This window comes from Parabacteroides merdae ATCC 43184 (assembly GCF_025151215.1).
Lineage (GTDB): Bacteria > Bacteroidota > Bacteroidia > Bacteroidales > Tannerellaceae > Parabacteroides > Parabacteroides merdae.
The window spans coordinates 1,272,456-1,288,012 of sequence record NZ_CP102286.1; the positions used below are offsets into that span (position 1 = coordinate 1,272,456).

12 protein-coding genes and 2 pseudogenes are annotated in these 15,557 nt (G+C 47.1%); 7 read left to right on the forward strand and 7 right to left on the reverse strand.

Going from position 1 to position 15,557, the window contains the following annotated elements; genetic code table 11:
* Positions 1 to 186: 186 nt before the first annotated feature.
* The 4 genes from hisG to hisB are packed head-to-tail and all read left to right on the forward strand — an operon-like array spanning position 187 to position 4,552.
* On the forward strand, positions 187 to 1,038 hold the full coding sequence (hisG, locus tag NQ542_RS05160) for an ATP phosphoribosyltransferase (protein ID WP_005637900.1): 852 nt from the start codon (positions 187 to 189) through the stop codon (positions 1,036 to 1,038).
* 57 nt (positions 1,039 to 1,095) lie between these two features.
* Positions 1,096 to 2,385: a histidinol dehydrogenase gene (hisD, locus tag NQ542_RS05165; RefSeq protein ID WP_005637901.1), complete on the forward strand. Its 1,290-nt coding sequence runs from the start codon at positions 1,096 to 1,098 to the stop codon at positions 2,383 to 2,385.
* Complete coding sequence (gene hisC / locus NQ542_RS05170) at positions 2,382 to 3,413, forward strand: histidinol-phosphate transaminase (protein WP_005637903.1); 1,032 nt, start codon at positions 2,382 to 2,384, stop codon at positions 3,411 to 3,413. Before hisD ends, hisC begins: the two co-directional genes overlap by 4 nt.
* Before the next feature lie 11 nt (positions 3,414 to 3,424).
* Positions 3,425 to 4,552, forward strand: coding sequence for a bifunctional histidinol-phosphatase/imidazoleglycerol-phosphate dehydratase HisB (gene hisB / locus NQ542_RS05175; RefSeq protein ID WP_005637905.1), 1,128 nt, complete (start codon positions 3,425 to 3,427; stop codon positions 4,550 to 4,552).
* A 75-nt stretch (positions 4,553 to 4,627) separates the two neighbouring features.
* Here the strand turns inward: hisB and NQ542_RS05180 are convergent, their stop codons facing one another.
* Positions 4,628 to 5,740, reverse strand: a complete 1,113-nt coding sequence (locus NQ542_RS05180; protein ID WP_005637908.1) for a glycoside hydrolase family 43 protein — start codon at positions 5,738 to 5,740, stop codon at positions 4,628 to 4,630.
* 103 nt (positions 5,741 to 5,843) lie between these two features.
* Between NQ542_RS05180 and NQ542_RS05185 the strand changes: the two genes are divergently transcribed.
* Together NQ542_RS05185 and NQ542_RS17840 are read left to right on the forward strand one after the other, a co-directional pair.
* Positions 5,844 to 6,245, forward strand: a complete 402-nt coding sequence (locus NQ542_RS05185; protein ID WP_005648980.1) for a lipocalin-like domain-containing protein — start codon at positions 5,844 to 5,846, stop codon at positions 6,243 to 6,245.
* Between the two features lie 3 nt (positions 6,246 to 6,248).
* Positions 6,249 to 6,337, forward strand: a pseudogene (locus NQ542_RS17840) (helix-turn-helix domain-containing protein); the annotation flags it as partial.
* Positions 6,338 to 6,400: 63 nt separating this feature from the next.
* On the opposite strand, the gene NQ542_RS05190 reads toward NQ542_RS17840, so the two are convergent.
* The 3 genes from NQ542_RS05190 to NQ542_RS05200 all read right to left on the reverse strand — a co-directional run bounded on the left by NQ542_RS05190 (position 6,401) and on the right by NQ542_RS05200 (position 10,246).
* Positions 6,401 to 7,234: a DUF6261 family protein gene (locus NQ542_RS05190; protein ID WP_039850062.1), complete on the reverse strand. Its 834-nt coding sequence runs from the start codon at positions 7,232 to 7,234 to the stop codon at positions 6,401 to 6,403.
* A 391-nt stretch (positions 7,235 to 7,625) separates the two neighbouring features.
* Positions 7,626 to 8,108, reverse strand: a complete 483-nt coding sequence (gene ybaK / locus NQ542_RS05195; RefSeq protein WP_005637917.1) for a Cys-tRNA(Pro) deacylase — start codon at positions 8,106 to 8,108, stop codon at positions 7,626 to 7,628.
* Positions 8,109 to 8,113: 5 nt separating this feature from the next.
* On the reverse strand, positions 8,114 to 10,246 hold the full coding sequence (locus NQ542_RS05200) for a Tex family protein (protein WP_039850010.1): 2,133 nt from the start codon (positions 10,244 to 10,246) through the stop codon (positions 8,114 to 8,116).
* A gap of 126 nt (positions 10,247 to 10,372) precedes the next feature.
* On the opposite strand from NQ542_RS05200, the pseudogene NQ542_RS05205 reads away from it, so the two are divergent.
* Positions 10,373 to 10,543, forward strand: a pseudogene (locus NQ542_RS05205) (ATP-binding protein); the annotation flags it as partial.
* Here the strand turns inward: NQ542_RS05205 and NQ542_RS05210 are convergent.
* The 3 genes from NQ542_RS05210 to NQ542_RS05220 all read right to left on the reverse strand — a co-directional run bounded on the left by NQ542_RS05210 (position 10,540) and on the right by NQ542_RS05220 (position 15,545).
* Entirely contained in the window at positions 10,540 to 11,922 is a 1,383-nt protein-coding gene (locus NQ542_RS05210; RefSeq protein ID WP_005648975.1) for an ATP-binding cassette domain-containing protein, read from the reverse strand. The pseudogene NQ542_RS05205 and the gene NQ542_RS05210 sit on opposite strands and share 4 nt — an antisense overlap.
* Positions 11,923 to 11,929: 7 nt before the next feature.
* The gene (locus NQ542_RS05215) at positions 11,930 to 12,844 is read right to left on the reverse strand and encodes an ABC transporter substrate-binding protein (RefSeq protein WP_005648973.1); all 915 of its coding nucleotides are present in this window, start codon (positions 12,842 to 12,844) and stop codon (positions 11,930 to 11,932) included.
* 112 nt (positions 12,845 to 12,956) lie between these two features.
* The gene (locus NQ542_RS05220; protein WP_005637928.1) at positions 12,957 to 15,545 is read right to left on the reverse strand and encodes an ATP-dependent Clp protease ATP-binding subunit; all 2,589 of its coding nucleotides are present in this window, start codon (positions 15,543 to 15,545) and stop codon (positions 12,957 to 12,959) included.
* Positions 15,546 to 15,557: the final 12 nt, after the last annotated feature.

A 15,557-nucleotide genomic window follows, 5' to 3' on the forward strand; every position in this document is an offset into this window, starting at 1 on the left:
TTGCAACGTAAAAATAATAACAAATGAAAAGTACGGTTCTGCATCTCCACCATCATCATCATTACAACGGGCAATAGTTCGGTGGGCTGTGTGGTATGTAGGAACATATGATATAAATGAATAAGGCTTGCCGTTTACGGTGGGCCTTATTTTGTTTTTGGAAAAATATATACAAACAAAATAAACATGTTACGAATCGCAGTACAATCAAAAGGTCGTCTTTACGATGAAACAATGCTTCTCTTAGAAGAAGCCGGTATTAAACTAAACAGGGGAAAACGTATTTTGCTGTTGTCGGCAAAAGGTTTTCCGGTAGAAGTCTTATTCTTGCGCGATGACGATATTCCACAATCTGTAGCCAATGGAGTTGCCGACATAGGTATCGTTGGCGAAAACGAATATGTAGAAAAAGGACAGGAGGCCAAGCTGATCAAACGTTTAGGATTCAGCAAATGCCGTCTTTCACTCGCCATTCCGAAAGATGAAGATTATCAGGGGGTGGAATGGTTCGCCGGAAAAACGATCGCAACTTCCTATCCGGAAATACTGAAGGCTTATCTGGCTGAAAAGGGAGTGAAAGCAGACCTTCACGTAATTAGCGGGTCTGTGGAAATTGCGCCGGGCATCGGCCTCGCGGATGCGATTTTCGATATCGTCAGCTCCGGCAGCACGCTGGTGAGCAATCAGCTCAAAGAAGTGGAAGTCATCATGCAAAGCGAAGCCTTGTTGATTGCTAACAATAACCTGTCGGATGAAAAACAGGCTATCCTGAACGAACTGTTGTTCCGTTTTGAAGCGATCCAGGTAGCGGAAGGCAAGAAATATGTATTGTTGAACGCTCCGAAAGACAAGATGGACGAGATCATAGAAGTGCTGCCGGGCATGAAGAGCCCGACCATCACGCCGCTTGCCGACGGGAACTGGGTGTCTGTCCAATCCGTCATAGCGGAGAAACATTTCTGGGAAATCATCGGTAAACTGAAATCATTGGGAGCAGAAGGCATACTGGTGCTACCGATCGAGAAAATGATTTTGTAAATTAAGAAGTAAATTCTTACCTCTTAATTTTTTAATTCTTAATTTTTAATTTATAAAGTGGAAGTAATCAAATATCCGTCAAGAGAAGAATGGGCCTCATTGGCCCTGCGTCCGGCGCTGGATGTCACGACACTGTTCGATACGGTCCGCACGGTGCTGGATGAAGTCCGGAAGGGAGGAGATGCCGCCGTTATCCGGTATGAGGAGAAGTTCGACAAGATAGATCCCGCTACCTTCAAAAGGTTGCAGGTTTCAGAACAGGAATTAGCGGAAGCGAAGGAGCTCGTACCTGAAGAGCTGAAGCAAGCTATCCGTCAAGCAAAGAACAATATAGAGATATTTCACGCCTCACAGCGTTTTACGGGAAAGAAGGTGGAGACGACACCGGGTGTCACCTGCTGGCAGAAAGCGGTAGCGATAGAAAAAGTCGGTTTATACATTCCCGGCGGAACGGCTCCTCTTTTCTCTACCGTCCTGATGTTGGCTGTCCCGGCACGTATTGCCGGCTGTAAGGAAATCGTGCTTTGTACGCCTCCGGGCAAGGATGGAAAGGTACACCCCGCCATCCTGTTTGCCGCGGAAACGGCAGGCGTCAGCAAGATATTCAAGGCAGGAGGTATCCAGGCCATAGCGGCGATGGCCTACGGAACGGAATCGGTTCCGAAGGTCTATAAGATATTCGGTCCCGGTAACCAGTATGTGACGGCGGCCAAACAGTTGGTCAGCCTGAAAGAGGTGGCCATCGACATGCCTGCCGGTCCTTCCGAAGTGGAAGTGATTGCAGACGAATCGGCCAATCCCGCCTTTATTGCCGCAGATTTCCTTTCCCAGGCGGAACATGGAGTGGACAGCCAAGCCATGCTGGTGACGGCATCCGAAAGCATCGTCGAACCGATCATGCAAGCGATCCGGGAACAGCTGGACCGGCTGCCCCGTAAGGAGATCACGGAAAAATCGTTGAGCCACAGCCGTCTTATCGTGCTGAAGGATAAACAGGAAGTGATCGACTTCACCAACCTGTACGCTCCGGAGCATCTGATTATCCAGACGACCGATTATGCAGATATTGCCGGGCAGGTCGAAAATGCAGGCAGTGTCTTCATGGGATCCTATACGCCGGAAAGCGCTGGCGACTACGCTTCCGGTACGAACCATACGTTGCCGACCAACGGATATGCAAAAGCCTACAGTGGCGTGAACCTGGACAGCTTCATCAAGAAGATCACGTTCCAGGAGATCACGGCCGACGGCATCCGGCTGTTGGGCGGGACGATCCGGACAATGGCGGCCAACGAGCAGCTGGATGCGCACAAGAATGCAGTAACAATCAGATTGAACACATTATGAAAGACTTAAAAGATTTAGTCAGACCCAATGTCTGGAACATGAAACCCTACTCGTCTGCCAGAGATGAGTTTCAAGGTAATGCCTCCGTTTTCCTGGATGCAAACGAAAACCCGTTTAACAGACCGTACAACCGCTATCCCGATCCTTTGCAATGGGAACTGAAGAAGAAGATTGCGGAGATCAAAGGGGTGAAACGCGAGTCTATCTTTCTGGGGAACGGAAGTGACGAACCGATCGATCTGATTATCCGTGCGTTTTGCGAACCGTCTATCGACAGCATCGTAAGCATCGCGCCTTCCTACGGCATGTATGAAGTCGCGGCCAATGTCAATAACGTAGAGTTCCGGAAGATCAAGCTGGACGAAAAGTTCGACCTGGATACCGACAGTCTTCTGGAAGCGGCAAACGACTGGGTGAAGGTGATATTCCTGTGTTCTCCCAACAACCCGACGGGAAATAATCTGAGCCGTGACCGCCTTTACAAAGTATTGAATACATTCCAAGGGATCGTTGTGATTGACGAGGCTTATGTCGATTTCTCCATCGAGCCTTCTTTCTTAGGCGAGTTGGAGAAATTCCCGAATCTGATCGTCCTGCAAACCATGTCCAAAGCGTGGGGGGCTGCCGGAATCCGGTTGGGAATGGCTTTTGCTTCTCCCGAAATCATTGCGATCCTCAATAAGATCAAATATCCGTACAATGTAAATCTGCTGACTCAGGAACGTGCCTTGTATATGCTTGAAAACAAGGAACAGATGGAAAAACAGCTTCGTTCGATCCTTTCCGAGCGGATTCGTCTGCAAGCTGCATTGCCGGAGTTGAACTGCGTGCGCAAGATTTATCCTACGGATGCAAATTTTATCCTGGTCGAAGTGACGAATGCCGATACGATCTATAAAAATCTGGTCAGACAGGGTATTATCGTCCGTAACCGGACAAATGTGACCATGTGTAACGGCTGCCTTCGCATCACGGTCGGCAAGCCGGATGAAAACGATGCTTTGCTCGAAGCGCTTAAAAAAATGTAAAGATTTATGAAATGAAAAGAGCCTTATTTATAGACCGGGACGGAACGCTTGTGATAGAGCCGCCGGTGGACTATCAGTTGGACAGCTTGGAGAAGTTAGTGTTTTATCCGAAGGTATTCCGTAACCTGTACTTTATCCGTAAACAGTTGGATTTCGAGTTTGTGATGGTGACGAACCAGGACGGTTTGGGTACGGATTCCTTTCCGGAAGACACTTTCTGGCCGGCACACGACAAGATGTTGAAGACCTTGGAAGGCGAGGGGATCCGTTTCGACGATATCCTGATCGACCGTTCTTTTCCGGAAGAAAACTCTCCGAACCGGAAACCCCGTACAGGTATGTTAGGCCGCTATCTGTCCGGCGAATATGACCTGGCAAACAGTTACGTGATAGGTGACCGGCTGACGGATATGCAGCTGGCAGCCAATTTAGGGGCAAAAGGGATATGGCTTCGTCCGGATGACGTCGAGGCGCGACAGTTGCTCACGGAGAATACGGCTATTTCTCCCGTCCTGATTACAGACGATTGGGACCGGATCACGGAATATCTTTTTGCCGGAGAACGCCGGGGCACTATCCGACGTACGACAAAGGAAACGGATATTTTTGTAGAAGTGAATCTGGACGGACATGGGCGGACGGAGATTTCCACCGGTCTCGGCTTCTTCGACCATATGCTCGACCAGATCGGAAAACATTCGGGTATCGATTTGACGGTACGGGTGAAAGGAGATCTGGAAGTAGACGAACATCATACGATAGAGGATACGGCTATTGCGCTTGGAGAAGCTTTGTTAAAGGCTTTAGGCGATAAGAGGGGGATCGAACGCTACGGTTACTGCCTGCCGATGGACGATTGTCTGTGCAGTGTGGCGCTTGATTTCGGAGGACGTCCCTGGTTAGTCTGGGATGCAGCCTTTCACCGTGAGAAAGTAGGGGATATGCCGACCGAAATGTTCTTGCATTTCTTTAAAAGCCTGAGCGATGCCGCCCGCATGAACCTGAACATTAAAGCGGAAGGCACAAACGAGCACCATAAGATCGAAGGAATCTTCAAGGCTTTGGCCCGCTCCATCAAGATGGCTATCCGCCGCGACATCTACAGGTATGAACTGCCGAGTACAAAGGGGGCTTTGTAAATTAAGAATTAAAAATTAAGAATTAAAAAATTACGGTCGATGATATTTTTTAATTCTTAATTTTTAATTTTCAATTTACTCCGCGTTCGGTCCGTCCACATAGAGCTTGCCGTTCTCATCGATTCCCATCTTGTCGATAAAGACAACTCGCTCGCTTCCTGTTTTCTGAGTGTAACCGTGATAAACACAATACATCTGCTTGCCGTCTTTCGACCAGGTCACGCTGTTATGCCCCGTACCGGTAACGATGCCTCCCTGCTCCACGTTCTTTTGTAGCACAGGATTATCGTTCGATTTGACAAACGGGCCGAGCGGACTTTTTGCCGTTGCATAGCCGACAGCATAATTCTTTCCTTTATAATAGTTGGCCGAATACATCATATAGTAGGTATCGCCTTTTTTCATCGTATAAGGACCTTCCGTCCAACGGCGGTTGATCTCACCGGAAGTAACGGAGCGGCTTTCCCATTCGGATTGCGTGTCGTCCAGTTTTACTGGCGGACGGAGCAGCAGGACCGGTTCACCGATCACTTCTGTCAAATCCGGCTTTACCTCGATGCCATATATCCAGCTTTCCTCTATCTCGTCGAACTTCCCTTCTTTTTTAGCCTTTTCGGCAATTTCGCTTTCCACCGGATGTTTGTAGCAACAACGGGAAAAATATAGGTAGGTCCGTCCATCCTCGTCATCGATCAAGTTCCCGTCGATAACCGGATAGCCCGGATCAAACAAAGGTTTGTCGGATAATTCCTTGAAAGGTCCTGTCGGCTTGTCGGCAACAGCCACTCCGATACGGAAATTTTCCAATTCGTTAGTCGGATTTTCTTTCCAGTCGGCACTGTACAGCATATAGAACTTGCCACCCCGTTCATACACCTCCGGCGCCCAGAAGTTGGCGACTCCCCATGATCCCGGAACATTGCCCCGAAATACCTGTCCTTCGGCTTTCCAGTTGGCCAAGTCGGGAGAGGAATACACACTGAAGCCGTCGACAGCACCTCCGCCTGTTCCATACATGTAGTATATGCCGTCCGAAGCCAGCAGTACATAAGGATCACCAAACTTTACGGGAAGGGGATTGGTATGCACGATACTCTTTTCCTGTTGTTCCTTCTGCACTTTGTGTACGCAGGAAGAAAAAGCTAATACAGCTGAAAGCAGTATTACAAATTGTTTCATTTGTCTCATAGAATGTCTGTAAAATTAAAAACACATAATAAAGTGGTGACAAATATACAAAATTGAAATTATTTCCTTTCCTTTGATGTCCGATTTAAGCAGAAAAAAGAGTATGGTTAGAAATATATTGATAGCATTTTGTGTGATCCTGTTCGTCTCGTGCAGCAAGGACACGGAATCCAAGTTGTTCGGTAAATGGCAATTACAGAAGGTAGAAGCAAGCGGTAACGTGCAGAATGTCGATACGGTTTATTTTAATTTTGAACATTCTTTGTTTATGTACCAGGTGTACGTTACGGAAATCGACTCTTTCCGCCATCAATATGGCTACAACACGTTGGAAGGTGAAAAAACATTGCTGCTGGAATTAGAGAATGATCCGAGGCCGATCAGTAAATTCCTGCCTTATACCGACTGGAATTCTTCCAAACAAACCTATACAATCGATAAACTGGAATCCAAGCAACTGATCTTAAGCCGTGAGGGGAAAACATATACGTTCCGGAAGTTCTAAAGATTAAATAAGAAATGCGAGCCGACTTTGAAAGTTGCTCGTGAGATCAGCCGAAAATTGAATATCGATGCTGAATCGTCTTAGGTGTATAAAATTAAAGAAAGAAGAAAAGAGCCGAGATCGGTAAAAATTACCAGTCTCGGCTCTTTTTTTGTTTAAACAGACAGTTCTCCGGGACGTTCGGAATCGTCAGCCCCGTTGCCGTTTGACCCTGATCTTTTCTTTCGCTGGTTGTTGGCGGTGGTCGTTTCGGTGATCAGCTGATTCAGGTTGTTGACAAATGCCGTTGCCGCCTCCAAAGGTACGGCAACGCTGTAGGATTGTGCCAGCATGACCAGATCTTCATAATATCCGTCGATCCGCTCGCGCAGAACCGCACCGCTTTCCTTCTTGTTGGCTGCCCGGTTCTGTGTCCGTTGGCTCGTCAGGCTGATATAGGCGTTGTTCTCCTTTTCGAGTTCGTCCAAATAAGCCGCCAGTCCGAGCGTCTCCACGTAGGAGATGTTTTCGTCCTTTCTCAAATCGATCAAAAGCCCTTGTATCTTGGCACTTTCCTGTGCTACCGGGAGACGGGCGATACCGATATAAGGCTTGATGACCTTGTATAAATATTTTCCTGCATCTCTTTCAGCCTCAAGTGGCAATGTCCCGGCACGGGAGATACGTGTCGTGATGTAAACAACTAAATTATCCCGATTCTTTTCGTGTAATTCGGCTTTTTCCGTTTCCTGCGAGATACGGCTTTCATCCACAACGTCTGCCAGGGCAAGCACGTCCTTTTCCATTGCATTGACAAACTCTTTTGACAGACCGATGTCCGGAGCTCCTGATGCTTGCACTTCTTTGTCCAAAGAGAGTTCATCCGGACGGTCTTCCTCGCCGCCCGATGGGGGAGGGAGCAAAGCGAGTACGGAGTTCATATAGGCCAGGTACTCGGCGTTATTGAGTGTGTAAAGCATGATTACTTTGATTTTCGTGTATGTTCCCATAGGCATTCGAATTAAATGTTTAAATTGTCCTGCAAGGTAGACAATAATTATTGATTTAGCATTGCTTTCTGCTTTTATTGTCCGGAAAAGTCTTCAAGAAACCTTGAAATGCCGTTCCAACGGTGAAAAATATCTTCAAGAAATCTTAAAGCCGTTTTTGAATGGAAAAAAGTCGTTTCAAGATTTCTCAAAACGGCTTTTCAAAGGTGCAAACCCATTTCAAGATTTCTTGAGACCGCCCTGCACAGTGAGAAACGGCTTCAGGATTTCTTGAAATGGGTTTGCAGGGGTGCGACGGGGGTGCGAGTTTTCTTTGCTTAATCATTCAAAAACACGATCTTTGTGGACGTATTGAAAATAACGTAGAAGCGTTTCGATATACAGTATTGATTCATATTTCACGTATGACATCCGCCACCTCTGCCCGTGCCTCCCGAATCAAATCTCCCGGAGCGATCCGTATCTGCAAACCCCGTTGTCCGGCGCTGACATAAATGTGATCGAACTGTCCGGCGGTGTGGTGGATATAGGTCGGGAAATGCTTTTTCATGCCGATGGGGGAGCAGCCGCCACGGATGTAGCCGGTGAGGGGGAGGAGTTCTTTGACCGGGATCATTTCACAACTTTTGTTGCCGGAGACTTTAGCGGCCTTTTTCAGATCAACCTCGTCGGCGCCGGGAATGACACAGACGAAGTAGCCGCTTTTGTCGCCGTGGAGGACAAGCGTCTTGAATACCTGCGCGACATTCTCGCCTAACTGGTCGGCGACGTGCGTCGCGCTCAGATCGTTTTCATCTACTTCATAAGGAACCAGCTGGTAAGCCACTTTGGCTTTGTCCAGCAGGCGTGCTACGTTTGTTTTGTTAATTTTCATCGCTATTAAGAAACTGTTTCTTCTATTCCTTTCATAGAAAGCTGAACCCGTTTGCGAACGAGGTCGACGCTTAACACTTTTACTTTCACATGTTGATGGATCGAGACGACTTGTGTCGGATCACTGATAAAACGGTCTGCCAATTCGGAAATATGAACCAGCCCATTCTCCTTGATGCCGACATCGACAAAACAGCCGAAATTCGTTATATTGGTGACGATGCCCGGCAGCACTTGCCCTTCTTTCAGGTCTTCGATCGTCTTCACCGTTGGATCGAAAGAAAATACTTGGATGGTCTGGCGAGGATCGCGTCCCGGCTTATCCAGTTCTTCCATAATATCCAACAAAGTCGGCATTCCGACTTTGTCCGTGACGTATTTTTTCAAGTCGAGCTTTTTCTTCAGTTCTTTATTGCTGATCAGTTCGGTGACAGTACATTTCAAGTCCTTTGCCATCAGTTCGACGATCGGATAACTTTCCGGATGGACGGCCGAGTTGTCCAATGGGTTCTTACCATCTTGGATACGAAGGAAACCAGCACTTTGTTCAAAAGCCTTTTCTCCCATGCGGGGTACTTTCAGGAGTTCGCGACGAGACTGGAAAGGTCCGTGTTCGGTTCGGTAGTCGACGATGTTTTGTGCTAACGTCGGGCCCAATCCGGAAATATAGGTCAATAGGTGCTTGCTTGCCGTATTGACATTCACGCCGACTAAGTTTACACAGCTTTCCACCGTCTGGTCGAGGCTCTTTTTCAGGGCACCCTGCTCGACATCATGCTGGTATTGCCCGACACCGATGCTTTTCGGATCAATCTTGACCAACTCGGCAAGCGGGTCCATCAAGCGACGGCCGATACTGACGGCGCCACGGACCGTCACGTCATATTCGGGAAACTCGTCGCGGGCTATCTTGGATGCGGAATAGATGGATGCTCCGTTCTCACTGACCACGAACACTTGTACTTTGCGATCATAGCGGATATTGGTAATGAACTGTTCCGTCTCGCGGCTTGCTGTCCCGTTCCCGATAGCGATGGCGTATGTGGCTACCAGTTGTGCCACTTTGGCAGCCGCTTTGCTTTTTTCGTTCTGGGGCGGGTGAGGATAGATCGCTTCATTATGTAACAATGCCCCCTGCGCGTCGAGGCAAACCAGTTTACAACCAGTACGATAACCGGGATCGACACCCAACACACGTTTTTGTCCCAATGGCGGAGCCAACAACAACTGGCGCAGGTTTTCGGTAAATACACGGATCGCTTCTTCGTCGGCTTTTGCCTTGCTCAAATTAGCAAATTCGGTTTCGATGGAAGGTTTCAGCAGGCGCTTGAAAGAATCGTCTACAGCTATCGATACTTGGTCGGATGTTTCGCCCCGTCCCTTCACGAAACGGCGTTTCAACCGGTCCAGGCAGCCCGTCGTGTCGGGAGAAATGCTTACACGCAGGATACCTTCCGTTTCACCTCGGCGCAGGGCCAACAGACGATGTGAACTTATACGGTTCAGAGTTTCACTGAATTCGAAATAATCGAGGTATTTAGCGCCCTCTTCCTCTTTTCCTTTGATGACTTTGGACGTGATGACTGCCGTGTGTGAGAAAGAATTCCGGACGACATTGCGGGCCTCTTCGTTCTCATTCACCCATTCAGCGATGATGTCGCGTGCCCCTTGCAACGCTTCTTCAGCGTTCTTCACTTCCCCTTTGATAAAGGCTGCCACGCGGGCTGGCAAGTCTCTTTCGTTTTGCATCATCACGATTCTGGCAAGAGGTTCGAGTCCTTTCTTACGGGCAATTTCCGCTTTGGTGATCCGTTTGGGCTTGTAAGGCAGATAAAGGTCTTCTATTTCGGTACTATCCCACGAATCCTCGATCCTCTTTTTCAGTTCGGGAGTCAGTTTGCCTTGTTCTTCTATGGAGGATAAGATACTTTCTTTTCTCTTCTTCAGTTCGGTCAACTTGTCCAACTGATCTTTGATATTGCCGATCTGAACTTCATCCAGTCCTCCGGTCACCTCTTTGCGGTACCGGCTGATGAAGGGGATTGTCGCTCCTTCTCCCAATAGCCCGATGGTTCGTTCCACCTGTCCGGCAGGAATGTTCAGGATACGGGAAATCTGCGCATGAAATGATGTTACCATATGGGTTGTTTCTTTATATTTGAATCGCAAAGATAATTGTTTGGTATTTATTTTGCTCCAGCCGGCGAGTTCTTTATCTAAACATTTGCAATTCACGTTTAAATTCAAGAATTTTGTCAACCTAAATTCGACCGCTTTGTCAAGTTGGATATGTTCAAACAGGGAACAGGTCTCGGACTTTCCATCTGCAAGACAATCATTTCTATCTTGAAAGGGGAAATAGGAGTGGAATCGGAAGAAGGCAAGGGGTCTACTTTTTGGTTTACCATCCCTTGCTCACCGGTAAAAGTCTCTTAATGGCTGGTTGGATCCAAACGAACTGTCTTATCTGCAAACAAATGCAGTTCTCCGGGATTATGGGAAGTGAAGAGAATCGTCTGCCCATTCTCTGTTTGCCGTTCACGGATACGCTTGATAATACGGCGGCTTAAAGCCTCGTCTAAACCTTTAAAAGGCTCGTCCATGAGCAGGAGTGGAGAAGGGTAAGTCAAGGCACGTGCTATCGCTGCTCGTTGTTGCTGCCCGAAACTCAGTTCATTCGGAAAACGGTTCTCAAAGCCGTCCAACTCCATCTTTTGCAATATTGAAATCGCCTGTTCGAAAGCAATTTCTTTTTTCAGATAGGCAGCCAAGGGTAAGGCGATATTTTCGGCAATTGTCAACTGGCTGAGTAATTCGGGTTCCTGGAATACATAAGCTATTCCGGTTTTAAAATCTGTTTCGATTTCCCCTTGTGCGGGTTTTAAAATGTTTCCTATCAGGTTCAACAAGGTCGTTTTGCCAGTTCCCGACGGAGCTGTTATGCCATATATGAATCCTTTTTCGAAAGTATAGCTGAAGTGGGACAGGACCGTATCCGAACCATACCGATATGAAATATCACGAATCCGTATATCGCAATTTCCTTTTGGCACAGGTTGTTTACTGCAATGCTTGTTGTAATGTATAGGGAATCGTTGCTTCGCCAACCAGCTGATTCCTCTATCAAAAAGATAACTGATCAGAATTGCTATAATCGTCCATGCGATCAATTCGGGAACGGCTATAAAAACTTGTGCCTGTTTCATTTCCCCGCCTATACCGGGCGAACATTGCGCCAGTACCTCTCCCATAATGATAGCACGCCAACCAAAGCCCGAAGCAGATGCAAGACCGCTGTATAGGAATGGCTTCAGTTGCGGATAGACCACCTGTGTCAGCTTGTTCCAGCGTCCGATCCTAAATTGACGAGCCATTATCGAAAACTCTTTCCTCTGTCCTCGTATTCCTTTCGTCAGGTTTTCCGTAAGGAGTGGGAACATGGTCAGAAAAGCGATTATCAAAGGAATACTTTCCGCATTCAGGAAAATCAAAGCCAAGAGTATAAATGAAATGACCGGAATGGAACGCATGATGGCCAGTAACGGACGAAATAGTTCATAAATCCACTCGCATTTGTAGAACAAGAGAGAAACTCCCATAGCCGCCATTAACGATATAGACATCCCGATGGTTCCACGCAACACTGTCGCCATGACTGATTGATAGAATGAACCGGATGCGAAAAGTGCAACGAGCGTGCTAAATAGGTGAGGTATGGACGGAACCAAATCCGGCAAACGGACCAGCATGGTCAATAGTTGCCAGGCCAATATGAGGATTGTAATCGACAGGATCGTAAAGATGCTTTTCTTCATTTTCGGATTATTTATAGAATTGCTCATCGGGCATTTTTCCTCCCAATGCTTTAGGTTCATATTGCTCAATCAGTTGCAGGAAGTGAAGTATATTTTCTTGGGCTTCGGAGACTGTTTTATAGTCAATCTTACAACGTTCGATACTTTCGGGCGTCAACATGCCAAATGTAAAAATGTTTTCCTTTTCCAATATACAAATAGCCTGTTCCGGCTGCTCTACGGCAAAACGGCAAGAAGCATTTAAAAGACTGTCCATCGTTTCTTTACTTTTTTTCAAGGTAGGCACATAGAGTATGGCTGTCTGGGCAAATCCTAAAGAGGCAGAATCAGGCTTGTTTAGGTCTGCCAATATTTGCAACGTGCTGTCTTTCCGCAACGCAATACTCAAGAACGGTTCTCCTAAAACGGCATAATCGACTTTCCCGGCCAACAGTCCCTGCATGATTTCATGTGCGGTAGTGAGTGAATAATTCAACGTGTAATTAAGTTTATGTTGCCGGAGATAATGACGGGTAAGAATGTCAGGTGTCGTTCCTGCTCCGAAAATATGTAAAACCGATTTGTTCTCACCGGATATACCTTTGTCGCTTCTACCTACCAAATAGAGGGTACCCCATATCGGACAACCTGCCAGATGATATCGAATGCCTTTATTATACAAGTTGACAGCACTGATCATCGGCAAAACAGCTATATCAGCTTCACCTTTTATCAGAGTAGCTTGCATCAAGTCAGGAGAATCGATTATCCGAACGGAAAGCGGCTTGCCGTCGATAACGGGCGTTTCTTTCATCCAGTGTGCAAAGGCAATGGCGGAAGGACCACGCAGAACTGATACACGTATCATTCCCGCATCTGTTTTCGGTTTACTATTGCAACAGCATAAAATAAATAGCAAGCAAAGGCATCTGAAGAATGTCATAGCATAAAAAGTTTAGGCAAACTTAAGAAAAAAGTCTCGATTTATGGCAAATCACATAAAAAATGCCGTTGTGGCAAAAACCACAACGGCACTCCAATCACATTTTTGAAAATCAAGCTTCGGCAGCAGACTCGCTTTTCTTTATATTCGTAACAATCTCTTGTTTGTCCTTGTCGAAGTCGACAACAATCGTATCACCTTCTCCGACAGACGCTCGGATAATCATTTCTGCCATTTCGTCTTCCAGATATTTCTGGATGGCACGCTTCAGCGGACGTGCACCGAACTGAATGTCATAACCTTTGGTGGCAACAAAATCTTTGGCGGCGTCTGTCAGTTCCAAAGAATAACCAAGACCAGCCACGCGTTTGTAAAGACCTTGCAATTCGATGTCAATGATCTTATGGATTGCTTCCTTATCCAATTGATCGAACATAATGATGTCGTCCACACGGTTCAAAAACTCCGGAGCGAATGCCTTGTTCAGTGCTTTCTGGATAACGCTGCGGGAGAAGTCCTTATCTGGCTCGCCGGCAGCCTGCGAACTGAAACCGACACCACGGCCGAAGTCTTTCAACTGGCGTGTACCGATATTAGACGTCATGATCAGAATTGTATTCTTAAAGTCGATCCGTCTGCCAAGACTGTCAGTCAGACGACCTTCGTCCAGGACTTGCAGCAGCAGGTTGAACACGTCCGGATGCGCTTTCTCGATCTCATCCAACAAGACAACAGAGTAGGGCTTACGGCGGACCTTCTCGGTTAACTGACCGCCTTCTTCATAACCTACATATCCCGGAGGCGCACCGATCAGGCGGGACACCGCAAACTTTTCGAGATACTCGCTCATATCGATACGGACCAAAGCGTCGGCCGAGTCAAACAGATATTCCGCCAACTTTTTGGCCAGATGAGTCTTACCGACACCTGTCGGCCCTAAGAACATGAATGTTCCGATCGGCTTGTTCGGATCCTTTAAGCCAACGCGGTTGCGCTGAATTGCTTTTACGATCTTCTGAACGGCATCATCTTGGCCGACTACTTTCTTCTTTAGGTTCTCCGCCATTTCGAGTAATTTCAGGTTTTCAGCTTTTGCGATACGTTGGACAGGGACACCTGACATCATGGCTACAACTTCAGCCACCTTATCTTCATCCACCGTTTCGCGATGCTCCTGCAATTCTTGCTCCCATTTGGCTTTGGCTGCTTCCAACTGTAAGAGGTACTGACGTTCCTTGTCACGGAAGCTGGCAGCCAATTCAAAGTTTTGTGACTTAACGGCAGCAAGCTTCTCTGTTTTGGTTGCCTCGATCTTGGCTTCCAGTTCTTCAATGCTTTTCGGAACCGTTATGTTAGATATATGTACGCGAGAACCGGCTTCATCCAACGCATCAATTGCTTTGTCCGGGAAGTTGCGGTCACTGATATAACGTTCTGTCAGTTTTACACAAGCTTGCAGGGCTTCGGGCGTATAGATCACATTGTGATGTTCTTCGTAGCGGGCCTTGATATTTTGCAGGATCTGCAAAGTTTCTTCCGCTGTTGTCGGATCGACGATCACTTTTTGGAAACGACGTTCCAAAGCTCCATCTTTCTCGATATTTTTACGGTATTCATCTAATGTCGTAGCACCGATACATTGTATCTCACCACGGGCCAGAGCCGGCTTCAGCATATTGGCGGCATCCATTGAACCTGAAGCTGAACCTGCACCGACGATCGTATGGATCTCATCGATAAACAGGATGATATTCGGGTTCTTCGACAGTTCGTTCAGAATCGCCTTGATACGTTCTTCAAACTGACCGCGATATTTGGTTCCAGCCACGATAGATGCCATATCCAAGCTGATCACACGTTTGTCGAACAAAACGCGGGAAACTTTGCGCTGGATGATACGCAGTGCCAAACCTTCCACAATTGCCGATTTGCCGACACCTGGCTCACCGATCAAGACAGGATTGTTCTTTTTGCGACGGCTCAATATCTGAGCTAAGCGTTCGATCTCCTTCTCACGTCCGACAATCGGATCGAGACGGTTTTCAGCGGCCGCACGCGTCATATCTGTACCGAAGTTGTCCAATACAGGCGTGTCGTTTGGTGATTTTGGTTGTGCAGAGCCGGCTCCGGAAGAGGAGCGGGGAGACTCCCGGCGGGAAGAGTAATCATCGTCATCATCTTCATCATCATCGGTGTAGCCATCACTGATTCCTTCAAAATGTTCGGCATCTTCTTCTCCAATAAAATCATCCATGTGCTTCAAACCTGTGCCGCTTATCAGGTAATTATATATACTGCGATACGTTATGCCCACTTCGTTCAGCACCTTTGCCGCAACATTAAACTCTTCTTTCAAAATGGCCAGAAGCAAATGTTCCGTTCCGGTTTCTTTTTTCTTGAACAAGCGCGATTCAAGCATACTCATACGCAGTACGCGCTCGGTTGTTTTACTAATAGCGATATCATGCTGGACAGCATCTTCGGCATCGATTGTATTTTTAATTTCCTGTTCGATCTTTCTTTTGATATCCCATTCGTCGACATTTAGTTCGCGCAGGGCCTGCACGGCTTTCCCTTCGCCGTCGCGGATAATTCCAAGCATTAAGTGTTCCGGTCCAATATAACTGTTCTGAAGCCTTGCTGCTTCTTCACGGCTATATTCAATAACGTCCATTAATCTCTTTGAATAGTTATTTTTCATATTATAATAATG